The sequence below is a fragment of the Glutamicibacter sp. Je.9.36 genome (assembly GCF_051129975.1).
Classification (GTDB): Bacteria; Actinomycetota; Actinomycetes; order Actinomycetales; family Micrococcaceae; genus Glutamicibacter.
On record NZ_JBCPSN010000001.1, the window covers coordinates 202,381 to 218,707 of the forward strand.

The following is a 16,327-nucleotide window of genomic DNA, read 5'->3' on the forward strand; positions in this document are numbered from 1 at the left end:
CCGCAAACAGCAAAGAACCCGTCCAGCATCTGATTGATTCCAGATGCTGGACGGGTTCTTTTCTATTGGAAGACAGCTAAAAGCTTAGGCGTTCCACAGGCCGTAGGAGTCGGCCAGGTCGGCAATCTTCTGGGCACGGGCCAGACGCGGCAGGTATGAGCCATCGCCCACCGAAGCGCCGGCAGCGTGCGCTTCGAGCAGTTCCATGGCCCAAGACAGCTCGTCTTCACTGGGTGCCAATGCGGCGTTGATGCCATCAACGTGATCGGTGGACAACGACAGCTTGCCGGTCATGCCCATGGAGGCGGTGATGCGAGTTTCCTCCGTCACCTTGGCGGCGTCGGCACCTGCCGGTGGAGGTCCGTCGATAGCGCCAGGCAGCTTGCCTACACGCGAAGCGATCACGAGCCGTCCGCGTGCGTAGGCCAATGCCATCGGGTCGTCGGAGACACCGGTGTCCTTGCGGAAGTCGTTGATGCCGAACGCTAGGCGGAAGGTACCCGGGGCCGAAGCGATCTGCGTAGCATTCTCGATACCCAAAGCGGTTTCGATCAAGGCCAGGACGGGAGTACCCGCGCGAAGCCGCATTGCGCTGTAGGTAACCTGTTCAGGCTGCTCGGTCATGGCCAGCATGATTCCACGCAGGCCGGGAGTTCCCGACAGCGCGGCAAGATCATCGGCCCAGAAATCAGTGTCAATGCCATTGACGCGTACCCACGCAGTCATGCCATTGGACAGTGCTCGCACTACGTTGTCGCGAGCCTGGATCTTCTGGTCGTCAGGAACGGCAGCTTCCATGTCAAAAATCACCGAGTCCGCTTCACAAGCCAGTGAAGGAGCGAAAGTTTCCTCCTTGGCCGCATTGACCAAGAGCCAGGAACGGGACAATTTTGCAGGAAGAGCCGCAGCTCGACGATTTCGGAATGCCATACGTCCTACACTACTCACTCGGCCCTCCAAGCTTCCACTGGCCATGTACAGTATTTGCTTCAAGTGAACCGAAAGGCGCGGAATGCAGCACTGGAGCAGTCCGGATGCACGGCACCAACCTGAACCGGGTAGCCTTCTGCGCAGTGGAGCTGAGCATGGATGCAGTGTTGCCTGCGGCGCTCCACGGGCTCCCGCGTTCTGCCATTTCCGAAATCCTACCGCAGGCTGGAAACGCGGGAATTGATCATCGGTGGTTCTGATTCTGCAGATCAACTGCCTCCCGCTAACTCCATTCGCCGGAACCGGAGGATTTCCTTCGCATAGTTTCCCGCGGCTTCATTCTCGGACACAGGCTGCCACCCGGAGGTCCAGCAGCAACCAAATGCCCCATTCAAGTGCAGGTTCAGCCCATCTGGCCACTGCGCGAAGCAGCGGACTACCTACCCGAATCCAGTGGCGTATAACCAACTTCACAACTGTTAAGCTTGCTCGCAGTCCAAGGTGACGAACAAATATAGCTGGTCAATATATCTGCGATAACCTCTTTCAGCGGTCTCGTTCTCCTTCGAAGCAGGCCGTCTCCTTCGAAAAACCGAAGGGATCTGCTCATGAAAGGTGCAGCCGTGGCGATCGATTCCACGCAACTGAAAACCGTTTCCGATGGAACGAATCTTGAGCGCGGACTGTCCAGCAGGCACATCCAGCTCATGGCGATCTCCGGAGCGGTCGGCACCGGATTGTTCATGGGCTCCGGCAAGACCATTTCCGCTGCTGGTCCGTCGGTCATCTTCGTATACATGATCATCGGCTTCATGCTCTTTTTCGTCATGCGTGCCATGGGCGAGATCCTGCTCAGCAACTTGAACTACAAGACCTTCGCAGATTTTGCCGGCGATCTCTTGGGACCTTGGGCTGCCTTCTTCACCGGCTGGACCTACTGGTTCTGCTGGGTCGTCACCGGCATTGCGGACGTAGTCGCGATCGCCCAGTATGTCGCCTACTGGTGGTCCGAGATCCCGCTATGGCTCCCGGCGCTATGCTGCATCCTGCTATTGGTCGGGCTGAACCTGCCCACCGTCAAGGCTTTTGGTGAAACCGAGTTCTGGTTCTCATTGGTGAAAATCGTTGCAATCCTGGCATTGATCGTTTGCGGCTTGGCAATGATTGCCACCGGATTCAGTTCTCCCGAGGGAGACACCGCTTCTTTCGCCCACTTGTGGGCGCACGGTGGCATGTTCCCCACTGGTTTCATGGGCTTCGTCGCAGGCTTCCAGATCGCCGTTTTCGCCTTCGTCGGCATTGAATTGGTAGGTACGGCCGCGGCTGAAACCAAGGATCCTGAAAAGAATCTCCCGAAGGCCATCAATTCCATTCCGCTGCGCGTGATCCTGTTCTACGTCGGTGCCTTGACCGTCCTGATGGCCGTCACCCCCTGGTACAAGTTCTCCGCGGATGCATCGCCATTCGTTAGCATGTTCTCGATGGCTGGTTTGGCCGCAGCTGCGGGTCTGGTCAACTTTGTCGTGCTGACGGCCGCCGCTTCAAGTGCAAATTCCGGGATCTATTCAACATCGCGCATGCTGTACGCCCTGTCGCAAGACGGAGACGCTCCGCGGAAGTTCAGCAAGCTTTCTGCCACGCAGGTGCCACGCAATGCGTTGCTGTTCTCCTGCATTTTCCTTCTTGCTGCCGTCGTGCTGTTGTACGCGGGTGACTCCGTAGCCCAGGCCTTCACGTTGGTGACCACGGTGTCTGCCCTGTGCTTCATGTTCGTCTGGTCAATGATCCTTATCAGCTATTTGGCCTTCCGCAAGCGCCGCCCGCAGCTGCATGATGCCTCCAAGTTCAAGGTCCCCGGCGGCATGGGAGCCCCGTACATGGTCCTAGCTTTCTTCGTATTCGTCCTGTGGGCATTGACCACGCAGGCCGATACGCGTGCTGCGTTGCTGGCTACGCCCCTGTGGTTCCTGGTAGTTGGAATGTTCTACCTGAAGGTGCGCAAATCCGATGGCCATCAGGCTCTGCGCGCAGCACATCGGGCAAAAGTCCGCGCGGAGAACGAGGCCGCTGCAATCCATCGGCGAAGCTAGGCCCTTGGCAAAGGATGCCAAGGGCCTAATTGTGCCGGGCAACTACATATTCGTAAGGGATATCCCTGCCGACGAGTAAGACTTCTAGCAGCCCCAGGCTTTCTCCGTATCTCTGATAAGCCAAGGGCACCTGCTTGCGGATCCCGGTACTGATCTTGGAGAAGTACAACAGTGTTCCGTCCTTCCAGCGGCCGGTGTGCCCGTGGGCGAAAACCTCATTCCATTCCAGCACGGACGCAGAAAATCCGTTGAGCATCTGGATGCTGTCATCCATGTCCAGCCCTCGAACAAGGAATTCTGGGTGCCCGATGCGACTCAGGCCAACGGTGTAGGCAAGCGATGGGCTGATCCGGTCCGACTCAACAAAAATCACTTCATGTCCGTAGTCGCGGATCCGCTGGGCGATCAGGGCTTCCAGTTGCTTGCGTGTCATGCCATTGCACATATCGCACATGGTCAAGTTCCTTTCCTCTGCCTGCTCATCTTTTGACGATGCGGCGCAGTTCCTAGTGAGCCGACTGTTGCTGGATCACGGCGAAGTCCCTGGGTTCCGTGCAATGCAGAGTTCTTATCGGGATGTCGCCAAGGATCAGACTGGTGAGGGGAAGAGTGTTCAGTTCCGCCTCTGGCTCCGAGAAAATGAGCTCGCTAAATAGCGATGTGTTGTGGGTACCTTCGGAAAAGACTTGTCCATGCTCGACGACTTGTGATGCCAGATGCGTGAGAAGCCCAAAAACATCATCTTCGTCTCCACCGATACTGACGATTTCAGGATGCCCTCGTTTCGCCAATCCCAGTGTGTACCCCAGGACCTGTTGCTGCCTTGCCATAGTGCTGAGCACTACGGCATACCCCTTCTCTGATATTTCGCGCAGCGCAACAACGCCAAGTAGCTGCATTTCGGGCAACGAGCTGCGGACACTGAGATGGACGCCTTCAGGATTACTCATCGCATTCCTCCTTGGTTGATCTGATGCCAGCAAGTGTGGCGCGAATTCCTCGCCCCGGCAGGAACTTTCTACGATTGTGGATATCCCAAGACAACGGCCTCAGAACAGGCCGGCGCATGAAAAAAGCACTGCCCGCAACGAGTCGTTGCAGGCAGTGCTTTTTCGCCAGTTTTTTCTACTTGGCCTTTTCTGCTTCCGCAGCCACAGCCGCGGCAACAGCAGGCATCACGCGGTCATCAGTTGCCGAAGGAATGATGTAATCCGCTGCCAGATCATCGCCAACCAGGTCGGCAATGGCATGGGCCGCCGCGACTTTCATGCCCTCGGTGATCTTCTTGGCGCCCGAGTCCAGGGCGCCGCGGAAGATGCCCGGGAAGGCCAGCACGTTATTGATCTGGTTCGGGAAGTCGCTGCGGCCAGTGGCCACCACGGCCGCATACTTCGCGGCAGCATCCGGCATGATTTCCGGGGTCGGGTTGGACAGCGCGAAGATGATGGCGTCCTTGTTCATCTTCGCCACGGCAGCTTCTTCGAAGGTCGAGGAGGAAAGTCCTACTACGACATCCGCGCCGTCCAGTGCCTCGGCCAGGCCACCCATGACATCTTCACGGTTGGTGCGGCTGGCCAGGTCGGCCTTGACCGGATTAAGGTCGTCTCGATCGCGGTGGATGGTGCCACGCGAGTCGAGCACGATGACGTCATCCACGCCGGCCGAAAGCAGCAGGTTGGTGACGGCGACGCCAGCCGAACCAGCGCCGGAGATGACGACCTTCAACGAGCTGATGTCGCGCTTGGTCTGGCGGGCAGCGCCGATCAGAGCTGCCAGCACTACCACCGCAGTGCCGTGCTGGTCATCGTGCATAACCGGGATATCCAGCGCCTCGATCAGGCGCTTTTCGATTTCGAAGCAGCGCGGGGCGGAGATGTCTTCCAGGTTCACGGCGCCGAAGCTCGGGCGCAGGCGAATGACGGTTTCGACGATTTCATCGACGTCGGTGGTGTCCAATACCAGCGGGATCGAATCCAGACCGCCGAATTCCTTGAACAGGGCGCTTTTGCCTTCCATGACCGGAAGCGAGGCAGCGGCGCCGATGTTGCCCAGGCCCAGCACAGCGGTGCCGTCCGAAACCACAGCAACCAGGCGGGAGGCCCAGGTGTGGGTGGCGTGCTTGGCTGGATCATCTGCGATGGCCTGGGATACCTTGGCTACACCCGGAGTGTAGGCGATGGACAGGTCGCGCTTGGTGTTCAGCGGCATTTGCGATGAGACGGAAAGCTTGCCGCCAAGATGGGCGTCGAAAATCTCTTCGTCGGTGATGGTGGACAGGTCTTTAGTGGATTCAACAGACATTGAATAGCTCTTCTTTCAAGAAAGTTCTGATTGACGAAAACGCAGTACCCACGAAATTGGTGGCAGAGCGTAGGAACGCGCATGACCATTCATCCGACCGCAATGGAGCGTGACCCACAGGCAATTAAGGAGGGCGTCAGGCTTCCATGTACACAATTCCCAGAGGGGCTCCGCCGGGTGAGGCTGAAGGATCCGTCATGGTGTGCCGGAAGATGGCTGGTCAGTACTTTCTTTAGACCTACGTTTTCCACCATACGGGAACCGCTTGGCGCTGTACAACCCCCATTCGTCGCATCTGTGTCATAAAGGAGTTGCGACAGGCAGTCCATTTGCAGCGTCATGAGGTGCGCCCGAAGGACATCTCAGGCAAAATAAGGGCCATGGCATCACCGACTTCAGCACTGGGCAGGGTCCGCACCTTCGAGGCGTTAGATGAGAAGACCACCGCGCGGCTACGCCGCGCGCTAGACGAGTCGGATGACACGACCGTGTTCGTCAACGGCACCGCGTTGAAGTTGCCCAAAGAAGCGCACCAGGCGCTGATCGAGGTGCTTTCACGGTTTGCAGATGGCGAGTCCGTCAGCATCGGCACACCCGAGCTGCTCCTTAATACTTCCCAAGCAGCCCAAATGGCCGGGATTTCCAACAGCTACCTGCGCAAGCTGGCCGATGCGGGGATTATTCCGGTGGAATACCGTGGAACGCATCGCCGCATTCGCCCAAGCGCCATCCAGTCTTGGCTGGATTCCCGCACCGAAACCGAGAAGTGAGCCAACCAGCCGGCGAATACGCCAGCGGCCCGCAGGAAGTCGGGTGATGGGATCGCCTGCTGATCAGGGTCCCGGATTATTCCCTGTTCGCATGGATGGGCGCCTCCCGGTCTTGGGTATTTCCGGGCTTCGGCGGGCTGCGTCGATTTGCTGGTCCTCTTGGTCCGGCAGTGCTGGCTGGCCGGGAGCTAACCGCGAAACCTTTCCGAGAAACTTCACGGCCGCGTCAATGCGGCGTTGGGCCAGCTGAAGATTGAGGAACGCAACGCCTCGCCTGGAGCAAAGAATCACGTGGTTGAAAACTCAGCTCTTGCCAAGCCTTGAATTTCCTGCTGGAATACCAAAGTATTCTATTTGAAAACAATTCTTGTGCCGCACCCAGCGCAGGAACCCCGCTCCCCCGCCCCGGGAGCCTTGCCGAGGAGAACCATGACCACCGCATCAGAACCGCTGACCACTTCGCACGAATCCTTGCTATCCGAGCGCGCGGCCGGAATCAAGCAGTCCGCGGTGCGCGACGTATTCGAGCTCTCCTTGGACCCTTCCCTGGTCTCCCTGGCCGGAGGCAACCCCTACCTGCAGCTGCTCCCGCTGGAAAAGGTCGGTGAAATGGCCCGGCGCATCATCGTCGAGCAGGGCCCCGAAGCATTGCAATATGGCTCCGGACTTGGCACTCCTGAACTGCGTGCACAAATTATCGATGTCATGGCAGCTGAAGGCATCACGAACGTGGGGGTCGAAGATGTCGTGGTCACCAACGGCTCCCAGTCAGCACAGGACATGGCCTGCAAGGTCTTCTGCAATCCCGGAGACACTGTGCTCTGCGAAGATCCGACCTACGTCGGGGCCCTGAATACCTTCGAGGCCTACCAGGTGTCCGCCCGCCCCGTGGGCACCGATGCAAATGGCTTGATTCCTGATGCCTTGCGTGCGCGCATCGCCGAATTGCGCGCCGCCGGCGAGCGCATCAAATTCCTCTACACCATCCCGAACTTCAACAACCCATCAGGGATCACTCTGGCGGCCGAACGCCGCCAGGAAATCGTGGACATCTGCCGCGAAGCCGGCATCCTGATCCTGGAAGACAACCCGTACGGAATGCTGCGCTACGAAGGAGCCCCTGCGCCCACCCTGCGGAGCCTGGACCCGGAAAACGTCATCTACATGGGTTCCTTCTCCAAGATCTTCGCGCCCGGCCTGCGCATCGGCTGGGCCGCGGTCCCGACCCACCTTTTCCGCCGCTTCTACCTGGCCGGCGAGGCGGTAGCCCTGTGCCCACCGACCTTGAACCAGATGATCATCAGCGCCTACCTCAACGAGCATGACTGGAAGGGGCAGATCACCAAGTACAACGACCTGTACCGTTCCCGCCGCGACGCGATGCTCGAAGCATTGGCCAAGTACCTGCCGGCAGGTGTCACCCACACTCGTCCCGAAGGCGGCTTCTTCGTCTGGTTGACCTTGCCTGAAGGCATTGACACCTACGCGCTGCTGCAGCAGGGCGTGAAGGCCGGGGTCATTTTCATTCCAGGCGCGGCATTCAGCCCGAGCGGCCAAGCCGACAATAAGCTGCGCTTGGCATTCTGCTCCGTTGACGAGAAGACCATCGACGAAGGCGTCCAGCGTCTGTCGGGTCTGCTCAAGAACGAGATCTTCAAACTCTAAGTCCGGAGGCTTGTACCGGGAGCCCACGGCCCGGTACAAATGGCCGCCCTGCATCCTTGATGGGAAGCTTGCTGTCCGCCTCCTGGCCAAGTCCGCACAGATCCAGTCGGGGCTGGATCTCCGGCTAGCCCTGCGCGATCCGGGATTCCACGGAAATCTCAAGCAGCTTCTGCTCGGTCGCTTTCAAGACACGGTGCGCAGGCCATATCGCCCGCAGCTCGCGTAACAGCGCCGGCCCATCAAACGGGATCTCGACGAGCAGCCCCTGCTCCAATTGGCTCTCTACCGCCAAATGGCTGAGCACAGCGGGTCCCATTCCGCGCGCCACGCACTGGCAAATCGTTGCGTTCGAGTTGAAGACAGCGACCGGATTCGGGCGTTCGGCATGGGCAATGTAATCCAAGAATGCCCGGGTGCCGGAGCCTTCCTCGCGTTCTATCAGCGCCGTGCTTTGCAATTCGTGAAGGCTCAGCGGTTCCTTCCGTTGTGCCCAAGCATGTGAAGGCGACGTGACCACGAGCATTTCATCGTGAAGTACCTGCCGGCTTTTCAGGCCCAGAGGAATGTGCGGGGTTTCCACGAATCCTAGTCCCAATTCCTCCTGCTGCACTGCACGAATAACATCTTGGGAATTCATGATCTTCATTCGAGGGATGACTCGTGGCAGGGCACGATGCAGTAGTCCGATCCAATTTGGCGCCAAGAATTCTGCCACCGTCATGCTGGCTCCGAATTCCAGCTCTCCCTCTCCGGTTTCAGCCAGCGAGCGCGCGCCAGCGGCGAAGGCTTCCAGGCTGGACAGGACTTCACGAGCCCACTGGACGGTCAGCACTCCCTCTGCCGTCAAGCGCGATCCGGTGGTCTTGCGTGCCACAAGCTGGTATCCCAGCCGGCGCTCCAACGTTTTCAATGCGCGGGTGGCATTTGGCTGCGCCATCCCGGCCGCACGGGCACCGGCGCTCAGGCTCCCGTGATCGGCGATGCCGACCAGCAACTCCAATGAGGAGGGTTGAATCCAGCGGGCAATGTCTTCGAGAGATGACGAGCTGCTTTCCATATCATGATCATATGTCCGCGATAGCAAGAAGTGGTATACCGCAATTCGCCATGCCGGAGAAGAATTATTTCCATGCACGACTCCACAAGTCCCGTCAAAGAATCTGCCACCTCCAAACGTGACCAGTCCGGACATCGAAAACCTGCTTCGCGTTTCGCTCCGGCTCTTCCGGGACTGCTCCTCTGCCTTGCCGCCGGCATCTTGTGCATGTTCGCCAGCCGCTACATCCATGGCCTGAGCGCCCTGCTGCTGGCTATCCTGCTCGGTGCGCTGTGGCGCAATCTTGCCCCGGTCCCGCAGGCTTTTGCCCCCGGCACGGCAATTGCCGGCAAGAAGCTGCTGCGCCTGGGCATTGTGCTGCTGGGCTTGCAGCTCTCGCTGGGCACCATCCTCGGCTTGGGCCCCGGGGTACTGCTGGTGGTGGCCCTCTCGGTTGGCATCACGTTCTTGGCCACCTTGTGGATCGGCAAGAAGCTCGGCATGGATCTGCCGCAGCGCCTGCTCATCGCCACCGGCTTCTCCATCTGCGGTGCCGCCGCGGTCGCAGGTGCGGAGAACGTCGTCAAGGCCAAGCAGGATCAGGTCGCCACCGCGATCGGGCTGGTAGTGCTCTTCGGGACATTGATGATTCCGCTCATGCCGGCGGTGGGCTTGCTGCTCGGGCTGGATGAACGCAGCATCGGCATGCTCATCGGCGCGTCCACCCATGAGGTCGCACAAGTCGTCGCCGCCGGCGGTTCGGTAGGTGCCGGCGCCTTGGCCGTGGCGGTGACCGTCAAGCTGGCCCGGGTGGTCCTGCTGGCTCCAATCATTGCCGGCGTCGGCGTCTTCATGCGGCGGCGCCAATCGGTGCCAGGCGGCAAGAACCCGCCACTGGTGCCGCTGTTCGTGCTCGGGTTCCTGGCGGCAATGCTGCTGCGCACCACCGGGCTGGTGCCCGAGGAGTGGCTTGCAGTTGCGGCCAGCACGCAGACGCTCCTGCTTGCCGCGGCCATGTTCGCCTTGGGGCTCGGGGTCCACCTGCGCAGCATCGTAAAAACCGGCGGACGTTCATTGCTGCTGGGGTTGCTGTCTACCTTGGTGATCATCGCCGTGTCGATCGGCGGAACCCTGCTGTTCCCGCCGGCCTAGGCATGGCAGCCATGCGGGCCCGCCGCACCTATTTCGCGCTCCAGCCGCCATCCATGGTGTAGGACGCTCCGGTCACCATGCCCGCGGCATCCGCACTGAGCCAGGCCGCCAGCGAAGCGACTTCCTCTGGCTCAACCAGGCGCTTGATGGCCGATTCGGCAAGCATGATCTTCTGGATGACATCCGACTCGTCAATGCCATGCGAATTCGCTTGATCGGCAATCTGCCGCTCCACCAACGGGGTACGCACATAGCCCGGGTTGATGCAGTTGCTGGTGATCCCGTAGTCGGCACCTTCCAATGCAGTGACCTTCGACAGTCCCTCCAACCCGTGCTTGGCCGCAACGTAGGCGCTCTTGAACGCACTGGCCCGGAGCCCGTGGATCGAAGAAATATTGATGATGCGGCCGAAGCCGCGCTCGCGCATGCCGGGCAGTGCTGCCCGGATCAACAGGAACGGCGACTCCAGCATGAGCCGATGGATCAGCCTCCAGGCTTCGGGGTCGTACTCATGGATTGGAGCCACCCTTTGCACGCCGGCGTTGTTAATCAGGATGTCGGTATCCACGCTGAGATCTTCCAACGACGCGGTATCCGAAAGATCCACAGCCCATGCTTTTCCGCCGAGCTCGCGGGCCGCTTCTTCAGCGGCCTGTTCATTGAGGTCGGCAATCGTCACAGTGGCACCGGCGTCGGCCAATGCCCGGGCACTGGCCAGGCCTATGCCGGAGGCGCCACCGGTAACCAAGGCGCGGCGCCCCTTCAGACCCTGAGGCCATGGGCCAATTTGTTCCGCCATTGCGCTCATCCTCTGCTCGGCTCCCCTGCGGCTTCCAGTTGCGATGCCCGCAGCTTCGCGCAGGTCTCTGTGATTCAAACTAGGCTCCGCCAGGAATCCGGTCAACGGCATTTGCTGTGCAGATTCCGCAGGTCAATGTGCAAGCATGCACAGCGGTTTCTGCCGGTTGCCCGTTTGCTGTGCGCTGGAAGCTAAGCTGGCTCTCGAAGGCTATTTTCACTTCCAAGAGCCAAGGACATGGTAGGCAATGACGACTTCCCCGATACCTGCGACTCCCGCAGAGGTCCCGATCCGCAAAGCGGCCAGTGTTTTGCTGCTGCGCGAGGCAGCTGGCGGGTTTGAGGTTTTCGTCCAGCATCGCGTGAACACCATGGACTTCGCAGCCGGCATGGTGGTTTATCCCGGCGGCCGAGTTGATGCCCAAGACGGCCAAGCGGTGGCGGCAGGAGAGCTGGATCCCGCCTTGCTCAGCGAGCACGCCCGGCAATGGGCGCGCACCTCGATCCTTGGGGAAGGACCAGATCGCGCGGAGCATCTGGCCGGGGAGATCCTGGCCGCAGCACGTCGTGAAGTCTTCGAGGAGACAGGGCTGCTGCTGGATCCTGGTCAACTGCGCCCCTGGGCCAATTGGGTCACCCCAGCCGGTTTCCCGCGGCGGTTCGATACGTACTTCTTTGTCGCGGCCTTGCGCCCCGGCCAGGAACCAGTCCACCAGACCACCGAAGCGGTGATCTCCACATGGATCAGCCCCCAGGAGCTCTTCGCTTCCCTGGAACGCGGCGAGATTAAAATGATGCGCCCCACCCAGCGCACCTTGCGGGATGCGATGGAGCAGGGCGGCATCGAGCAGATCATTTCCAGCGAGCCGGCCATCTCATCGGTTCATCCGGATCCCCGCGATTCCCTCTCGGGAAACGCTGTGCGGAATTCGGAAAAGCAGTTCAACGCCTGATTGCCGCCGGTCAGGATTCCAGCAGCGTGCGTCCAACGATGAGCGACATGATCTCGTTGGTGCCTTCCAGGATCTGGTGCACGCGCAGATCCCGCGTGATCTTCTCCATCCCGTAGTCCGCGAGGTAGCCGTAGCCGCCGTGCAGCTGGATAGCGCTGTTGGCGGCGTTGAACCCGGCGTCCGTGGCCATCTTCTTGGCCATCGCGCAGAGGCGGACGCGGTCCGGGCTCTTCGCGTCCAGTGCGGCGGCGGCACGGCGCAGCAAGGAGCGGGCGGCTTCCAGCTCCATGTCCATTTCGGCCAGCTTGAAGACCAGCGCTTCCTGTCTGGTCAGCGGTCCGCCGAAGGCCTGGCGCTCCTTCAAATACAGCGCCGACTTCTCCAGCGCGCTCTGCCCGCCACCCAGCGAGCAGGCCCCGATGTTCAGGCGGCCGCCATTGAGTGCCTGCATGGCCATGGAGAATCCCTGGCCTTCCTCGCCCAGCAGGTTGGCGGCGGGAATGCGCACGCCTTCCATGATCACCTGGCGAGTGGGCTGCGCCTTCCAGCCCATCTTCTTTTCGTTCGGCCCGAAGCTCAGGCCCTCGGCATCCCCGGGAACAAGGAAGGCGCTGATGCCGCGCGAACCGGTATCAGCGGTACGGGCCATGACGATGTAGAGCGCCGAGCTTCCAGCTCCCGAGATGAATTGCTTGACGCCGCTGAGCACATACTCGTCACCGTCCTTGCGGGCACGGGTTGACAGGGCCGCCGCATCGGAGCCGACTCCGGGCTCGGTCAGGCAGTAGGAGCCCAGGTCGTCCATGGCGGTCATCGATGGCAGCCATTTGGCGCGCTGCGCGTCGTTGCCGAAGGTGTCGACCATCCACACGACCATGTTGTGGATGGAAATGTAGGCGGCCAAGGTCGGGTCGGCCTTGGCGAGTTCCTCGAAGACCAGCACCGCATCGCTGCGGCTCAGACCGGATCCGCCATGATCTTCAGAAACATAGATTCCGCCCATGCCCAGCTGTCCGGCTTCGGCCAGCACATCCACCGGGAAGTGCTGTTCCTGGTCCCACTTCAGGGCATTGGGAGCAATCCTGGTCTCGGCGAAATCATGGACCATCTCGATCAACGACTTCTGGTCTTCGCTTACTTCAAACAACACCGGCTCCTTTGCCTGCACCTTGCGTCTTTGACCTCAGTCTATGTGACGCAAGATACAATGAGGGCCAATAGGATGAGTTCCGAAGCATTCATTTCGAAAGAGTTGGGCTAAGCGCATGCAAATCCGGACAAGCACCGCCGGGGATTGGCCTGGGATCTTCGGCTTCTACCGCAAAATCATGGATGAGGGACAGACCTACGCCTTCCCCCAAGGCCAAACCCTTGAAGAAGCCCGCCCCTGGTGGATGGAGACGCTACCGGGGCAAACGGTCGTTGCCGTGGCAGATGGCAGGATCATCGGCTCGGCCAAGATGGGGCCAAACAAGCCCGGACGGGGAGCCCACATCGCCACCGCGTCCTTCCTGGTCGATCCGGAATGCCGCAATCGCGGCGTGGGACGAGCACTGGGCGAATACGTGATCGACTGGGCCCGGCAGGAAAATTATCACGGCATCCAGTTCAATGTGGTCGTCGAGACCAATGAGGCTGCAGTGCGTCTATGGCAATCGCTGGGCTTCAAGATCCTGGGCACCATTCCGGGCGCCTTCAACCATCCGACCAAGGGGCTGGTGGGCCAGCACTTCATGTTCCTGCCGCTGCGTCCTGCTGCTCCACCTGGCCATTAGCCGCGCGCGTCGAACCGCTCACGGGCAGCGAGCACTTTGGGCACATGCTCCTCGGACCACAGGCGCAGGATTTCCATGGGTTCCAGGATCCCGCGTCCCAAATCAGTCAGCTCGTAGTCGACCCGCACCGGCACCTGGGCATATACGGTGCGCTGCACCAACCCGTCACGCTCCAGGTTGCGCAGGGTATTGGTGAGCACCTTCGGGGTGACCGCGCCGATGCGCTGGCGTAATGCAGAGAAACGTTGCGGGCCGCCAGCCAGGGACAGGAGGACCAGCGGAGTCCATTTATCGCCTAGGCGCTGCATGATTTCACGTGAAGGGCATTGCTGCACGAACACGTCAAAAGAGCCATGGCTATCCATGAGGAAACCTAGTTTCGTTGTAGTGGGCGGTATCTAAAAGATACCATTGTGCCGGACCCAATTTCCCAAGGAAAGAGAACACCATGAAGATTGCAGTTTACGGAGCTACCGGCATGGTCGGCTCGGAAGTCGTTGCCGAAGCCATTTCACGCGGCCATGAGGTCACCTCGGTCTCCCGTTCGGGCAAGGGAATCGACGGAAGCACCACCGTGGCCGCCGAGCTGGGCGACGGGGCAACCTACCGCGACCTGGGAAAGAACAACGACGTGCTCGTCATTGCCGTACCGCCATCGCGCACCGGTGGCGACCACCAGGAATACCTGGATGCCTTCGAGCAGATCACCGAAACCCTGGTCCCAGCCCGCCTGCTGGTTGTCGGCGGCGCCGGCGCTACCGAGGTAGACGGCGTCCGCCTGGTCGACACCCCGGGCTTCCCGGAGGAATACAAGGCCGAAGCCACCACCTGCGCCGAGGTCTACGACATGTTCACCTCGGTTTCCGGCATCACCTGGACCGTCGCGGCTCCAGCCCCGGTGATCATGCCTGCACGCCGCACCGGCAGCTACACCCTGGGCACCGATTCGCCAGCAGGCGACTTCGTTTCCTCCCAGGACTTCGCCGTGGCCATCCTCGATGAAATCGAAACCCCGGTCCACCAGAACCGCCGCATGACCGTGGCCAGCGAAAAGTAGATCCCTCGCGCAGTGCCGCTAGCCAGGTTTCGTCGGATCGGAGCGATTCGCTCCGATCTGACGAATGCGTTCCAGATGGCTAGAGTTGGTTTGGTCATCACCACTAGTTCATCGAGGTAAGCCCTTCCCCATGCAACGAAACTCGCGCGCGTCCAGGATCCTTGGCTGCGCTATCGCGCTCCCGCTCCTTGGATCCCTTCTAGCCAGCTGCTCGGCAGGTGCAGGACCCGATTCCCCCGCAGAGGAGGCGAAGCCGGTTGCCGGCGGCACCCTGGTCTATGCTTCGGGCGACGCCGAGCCGGCCTGCCTGGATCCGCATGTGGGCGGCAACTACCCGCAAGCCCTGGTAGCAAGCCAGTACCTCGAATCCCTGTTCACCAAGGATGCGGACGGGAAGATCATCCCGTGGCTGGCCGAAAGCACCGAAGTTTCCGAGGACGGCCTGACTCGCACCATCACCCTGCGCGATGGGATTTCCTTCACCGACGGCACGAAGCTCACCGCCAAAGCCATCGAAGCCAACATCGAGCACCTGAAGGATCCGAATACCGCGTCCTCCACCGGCTACCTGGCCGTGGGCAAGGTCGTGGATATCGAGATCGCCGATGAGCTCACCGCCAAGCTGACGCTCTCCGCCCCGGATAACGCGCTGCTGGAATCGCTGTCCATGCCATGGACCGCCATCGAATCCCCCAAGGCGCTGGAACGCGACCAGGCGACCAACTGCGCCTCACCGGTAGGCACCGGCCCGTTCAAGGTCGAATCCTGGGAGCACCAGAAGGCCGTGAACCTGGTCCGCAACGAAGACTACGTGCCGCCGGTCAAGAACACGGAGCGCTCCGATTCCAAGGCCTATCTGGAGGCCATCACCTGGCGCTTCATCCCTGAGGCCGCCACCCGCTACGCAGCCCTGGTCTCGGGCGAAGTCGATGTCATCGACAACGCGCAGCCGGACACCATCGCCACGGCAAAGCAGGACGGCTCGCTGGGCCATCTGGACGCCCCGCGCCCGGGTGCTTCCAACCGCCTGGAGCTGAACAGCTCCAAGGCGCCATTCGATGACCAGCGCGTGCGCGAGGCCTTCATCCGTTCCGTGGATGCCAGCGCCGGCGTCAAGGCCCTCTATTTCGGCACCACCGAGCGCAGCTACTCGCTGCTGTCGTCAGCCGAGCCGCTGGGCTACTCCGATGAATCGCTGTTCGGCACCGATGCGGCCAAGGCCAACGCGCTGCTCGATGAAGCAGGCTGGAGCGAACGCGACGCCGAAGGCTACCGCGTGAAGGACGGCAAGCGCCTGTCGCTGGACTTCCCGGTCTCCACCAACCAGTCGGTTCCTGCCGAGCAGTCCCTGTTCGAGCAGTTCCAGGCCCAGGCCAAGGCCGTGGGCTTCGAGGTGAAGATCCAGCTGCTGGACCTGTCCAGCTGGTACGGCGCCCTGGCCAAGCACGATTACAATCTGGTCTCGGCTCCCTACACCAAGGTCGGCCCGTCGGTGCTGCGCATCCTGTACCACTCCGACTCGACCGTCCCGGCGCCATCGGGCTACTTCGCCAACAACGCGCAGGTGAAGAACGAGAAGCTCGATGGGATCCTGGCCCAGGCCGAAGAGGCCAACGATGAAGCCCAGCGCGCTGCGCTGTACGAGCAGGCCCAGAAGCTGGTCCTGGAGGGCTACTACGTGCTGCCGCTCTACGACCAGCAGAACCACTTCCTCTACGGCAAGAACGTGCACGGCATCGGCGCCACCACCGCGGTGTCCTCGCCGGTCTACTACGACACCTTCATCACCAAGTAGCACCC

General features: G+C 60.8%; 16 protein-coding genes. 8 read left to right on the forward strand and 8 right to left on the reverse strand.

Features of this window, described 5'->3' with window-relative positions; translation table 11 throughout:
- Positions 1 to 84 precede the first annotated feature (84 nt).
- Positions 85 to 930: an HpcH/HpaI aldolase/citrate lyase family protein gene (locus AAZQ98_RS00945; RefSeq protein ID WP_105656257.1), complete on the reverse strand. Its 846-nt coding sequence runs from the start codon at positions 928 to 930 to the stop codon at positions 85 to 87.
- A 608-nt stretch (positions 931 to 1,538) separates the two neighbouring features.
- Between AAZQ98_RS00945 and cycA the strand changes: the two genes are divergently transcribed.
- Positions 1,539 to 3,020, forward strand: a complete 1,482-nt coding sequence (gene cycA / locus AAZQ98_RS00950; protein WP_434689191.1) for a D-serine/D-alanine/glycine transporter — start codon at positions 1,539 to 1,541, stop codon at positions 3,018 to 3,020.
- 25 nt (positions 3,021 to 3,045) lie between these two features.
- Here the strand turns inward: cycA and AAZQ98_RS00955 are convergent, their stop codons facing one another.
- The 3 genes from AAZQ98_RS00955 to AAZQ98_RS00965 form a co-directional block, all read right to left on the reverse strand.
- Positions 3,046 to 3,453 carry a DUF4262 domain-containing protein gene (locus AAZQ98_RS00955; RefSeq protein WP_434689192.1) on the reverse strand — a complete coding sequence of 136 codons (408 nt, stop codon included), beginning with the start codon at positions 3,451 to 3,453 and terminating at the stop codon, positions 3,046 to 3,048.
- Between the two features lie 73 nt (positions 3,454 to 3,526).
- A complete protein-coding gene (locus tag AAZQ98_RS00960) occupies positions 3,527 to 3,970 on the reverse strand; it encodes a DUF4262 domain-containing protein (RefSeq protein WP_105656254.1) in 444 nt (147 codons plus the stop codon).
- 175 nt (positions 3,971 to 4,145) lie between these two features.
- A complete protein-coding gene (locus tag AAZQ98_RS00965) occupies positions 4,146 to 5,321 on the reverse strand; it encodes an NAD(P)-dependent malic enzyme (RefSeq protein ID WP_434689195.1) in 1,176 nt (391 codons plus the stop codon).
- Positions 5,322 to 5,701: 380 nt separating this feature from the next.
- On the opposite strand from AAZQ98_RS00965, the gene AAZQ98_RS00970 reads away from it, so the two are divergent.
- Positions 5,702 to 6,091, forward strand: a complete 390-nt coding sequence (locus AAZQ98_RS00970) for a helix-turn-helix domain-containing protein (protein WP_105662004.1) — start codon at positions 5,702 to 5,704, stop codon at positions 6,089 to 6,091.
- Between the two features lie 429 nt (positions 6,092 to 6,520).
- Positions 6,521 to 7,756: a PLP-dependent aminotransferase family protein gene (locus AAZQ98_RS00975; RefSeq protein ID WP_434689197.1), complete on the forward strand. Its 1,236-nt coding sequence runs from the start codon at positions 6,521 to 6,523 to the stop codon at positions 7,754 to 7,756.
- Between the two features lie 124 nt (positions 7,757 to 7,880).
- On the opposite strand, the gene AAZQ98_RS00980 is transcribed toward AAZQ98_RS00975, so the two are convergent.
- Positions 7,881 to 8,813, reverse strand: a complete 933-nt coding sequence (locus tag AAZQ98_RS00980) for a LysR family transcriptional regulator (RefSeq protein WP_133834057.1) — start codon at positions 8,811 to 8,813, stop codon at positions 7,881 to 7,883.
- Positions 8,814 to 8,885: 72 nt separating this feature from the next.
- Here AAZQ98_RS00980 and AAZQ98_RS00985 point away from each other — a divergent pair, with 72 nt between their 5' ends.
- Positions 8,886 to 9,944 (forward strand): YeiH family protein, encoded by a 1,059-nt coding sequence (locus AAZQ98_RS00985; RefSeq protein ID WP_434689199.1) that lies wholly within the window; start codon positions 8,886 to 8,888, stop codon positions 9,942 to 9,944.
- A 28-nt stretch (positions 9,945 to 9,972) separates the two neighbouring features.
- On the opposite strand, the gene AAZQ98_RS00990 is transcribed toward AAZQ98_RS00985, so the two are convergent.
- On the reverse strand, positions 9,973 to 10,743 hold the full coding sequence (locus AAZQ98_RS00990) for a 3-hydroxybutyrate dehydrogenase (RefSeq protein WP_332498844.1): 771 nt from the start codon (positions 10,741 to 10,743) through the stop codon (positions 9,973 to 9,975).
- 247 nt (positions 10,744 to 10,990) lie between these two features.
- On the opposite strand from AAZQ98_RS00990, the gene AAZQ98_RS00995 reads away from it, so the two are divergent.
- Positions 10,991 to 11,695 carry an NUDIX hydrolase gene (locus tag AAZQ98_RS00995; protein WP_332730912.1) on the forward strand — a complete coding sequence of 235 codons (705 nt, stop codon included), beginning with the start codon at positions 10,991 to 10,993 and terminating at the stop codon, positions 11,693 to 11,695.
- A 10-nt stretch (positions 11,696 to 11,705) separates the two neighbouring features.
- On the opposite strand, the gene AAZQ98_RS01000 is transcribed toward AAZQ98_RS00995, so the two are convergent.
- A complete protein-coding gene (locus AAZQ98_RS01000; RefSeq protein ID WP_332488881.1) occupies positions 11,706 to 12,842 on the reverse strand; it encodes an acyl-CoA dehydrogenase family protein in 1,137 nt (378 codons plus the stop codon).
- A 118-nt stretch (positions 12,843 to 12,960) separates the two neighbouring features.
- On the opposite strand from AAZQ98_RS01000, the gene AAZQ98_RS01005 reads away from it, so the two are divergent.
- Positions 12,961 to 13,470 carry a GNAT family N-acetyltransferase gene (locus tag AAZQ98_RS01005; RefSeq protein ID WP_434689202.1) on the forward strand — a complete coding sequence of 170 codons (510 nt, stop codon included), beginning with the start codon at positions 12,961 to 12,963 and terminating at the stop codon, positions 13,468 to 13,470.
- Here the strand turns inward: AAZQ98_RS01005 and AAZQ98_RS01010 are convergent.
- Positions 13,467 to 13,835, reverse strand: coding sequence for a winged helix-turn-helix transcriptional regulator (locus AAZQ98_RS01010; RefSeq protein WP_105656244.1), 369 nt, complete (start codon positions 13,833 to 13,835; stop codon positions 13,467 to 13,469). The two genes, AAZQ98_RS01005 and AAZQ98_RS01010, sit on opposite strands and share 4 nt — an antisense overlap.
- Positions 13,836 to 13,918: 83 nt before the next feature.
- Between AAZQ98_RS01010 and AAZQ98_RS01015 the strand changes: the two genes are divergently transcribed.
- Both AAZQ98_RS01015 and AAZQ98_RS01020 read left to right on the forward strand, forming a co-directional pair.
- The gene (locus AAZQ98_RS01015) at positions 13,919 to 14,527 is read left to right on the forward strand and encodes an NAD(P)-dependent oxidoreductase (protein WP_332488877.1); all 609 of its coding nucleotides are present in this window, start codon (positions 13,919 to 13,921) and stop codon (positions 14,525 to 14,527) included.
- 130 nt (positions 14,528 to 14,657) lie between these two features.
- Positions 14,658 to 16,322, forward strand: a complete 1,665-nt coding sequence (locus tag AAZQ98_RS01020) for an ABC transporter substrate-binding protein (RefSeq protein ID WP_332488875.1) — start codon at positions 14,658 to 14,660, stop codon at positions 16,320 to 16,322.
- Positions 16,323 to 16,327: the final 5 nt, after the last annotated feature.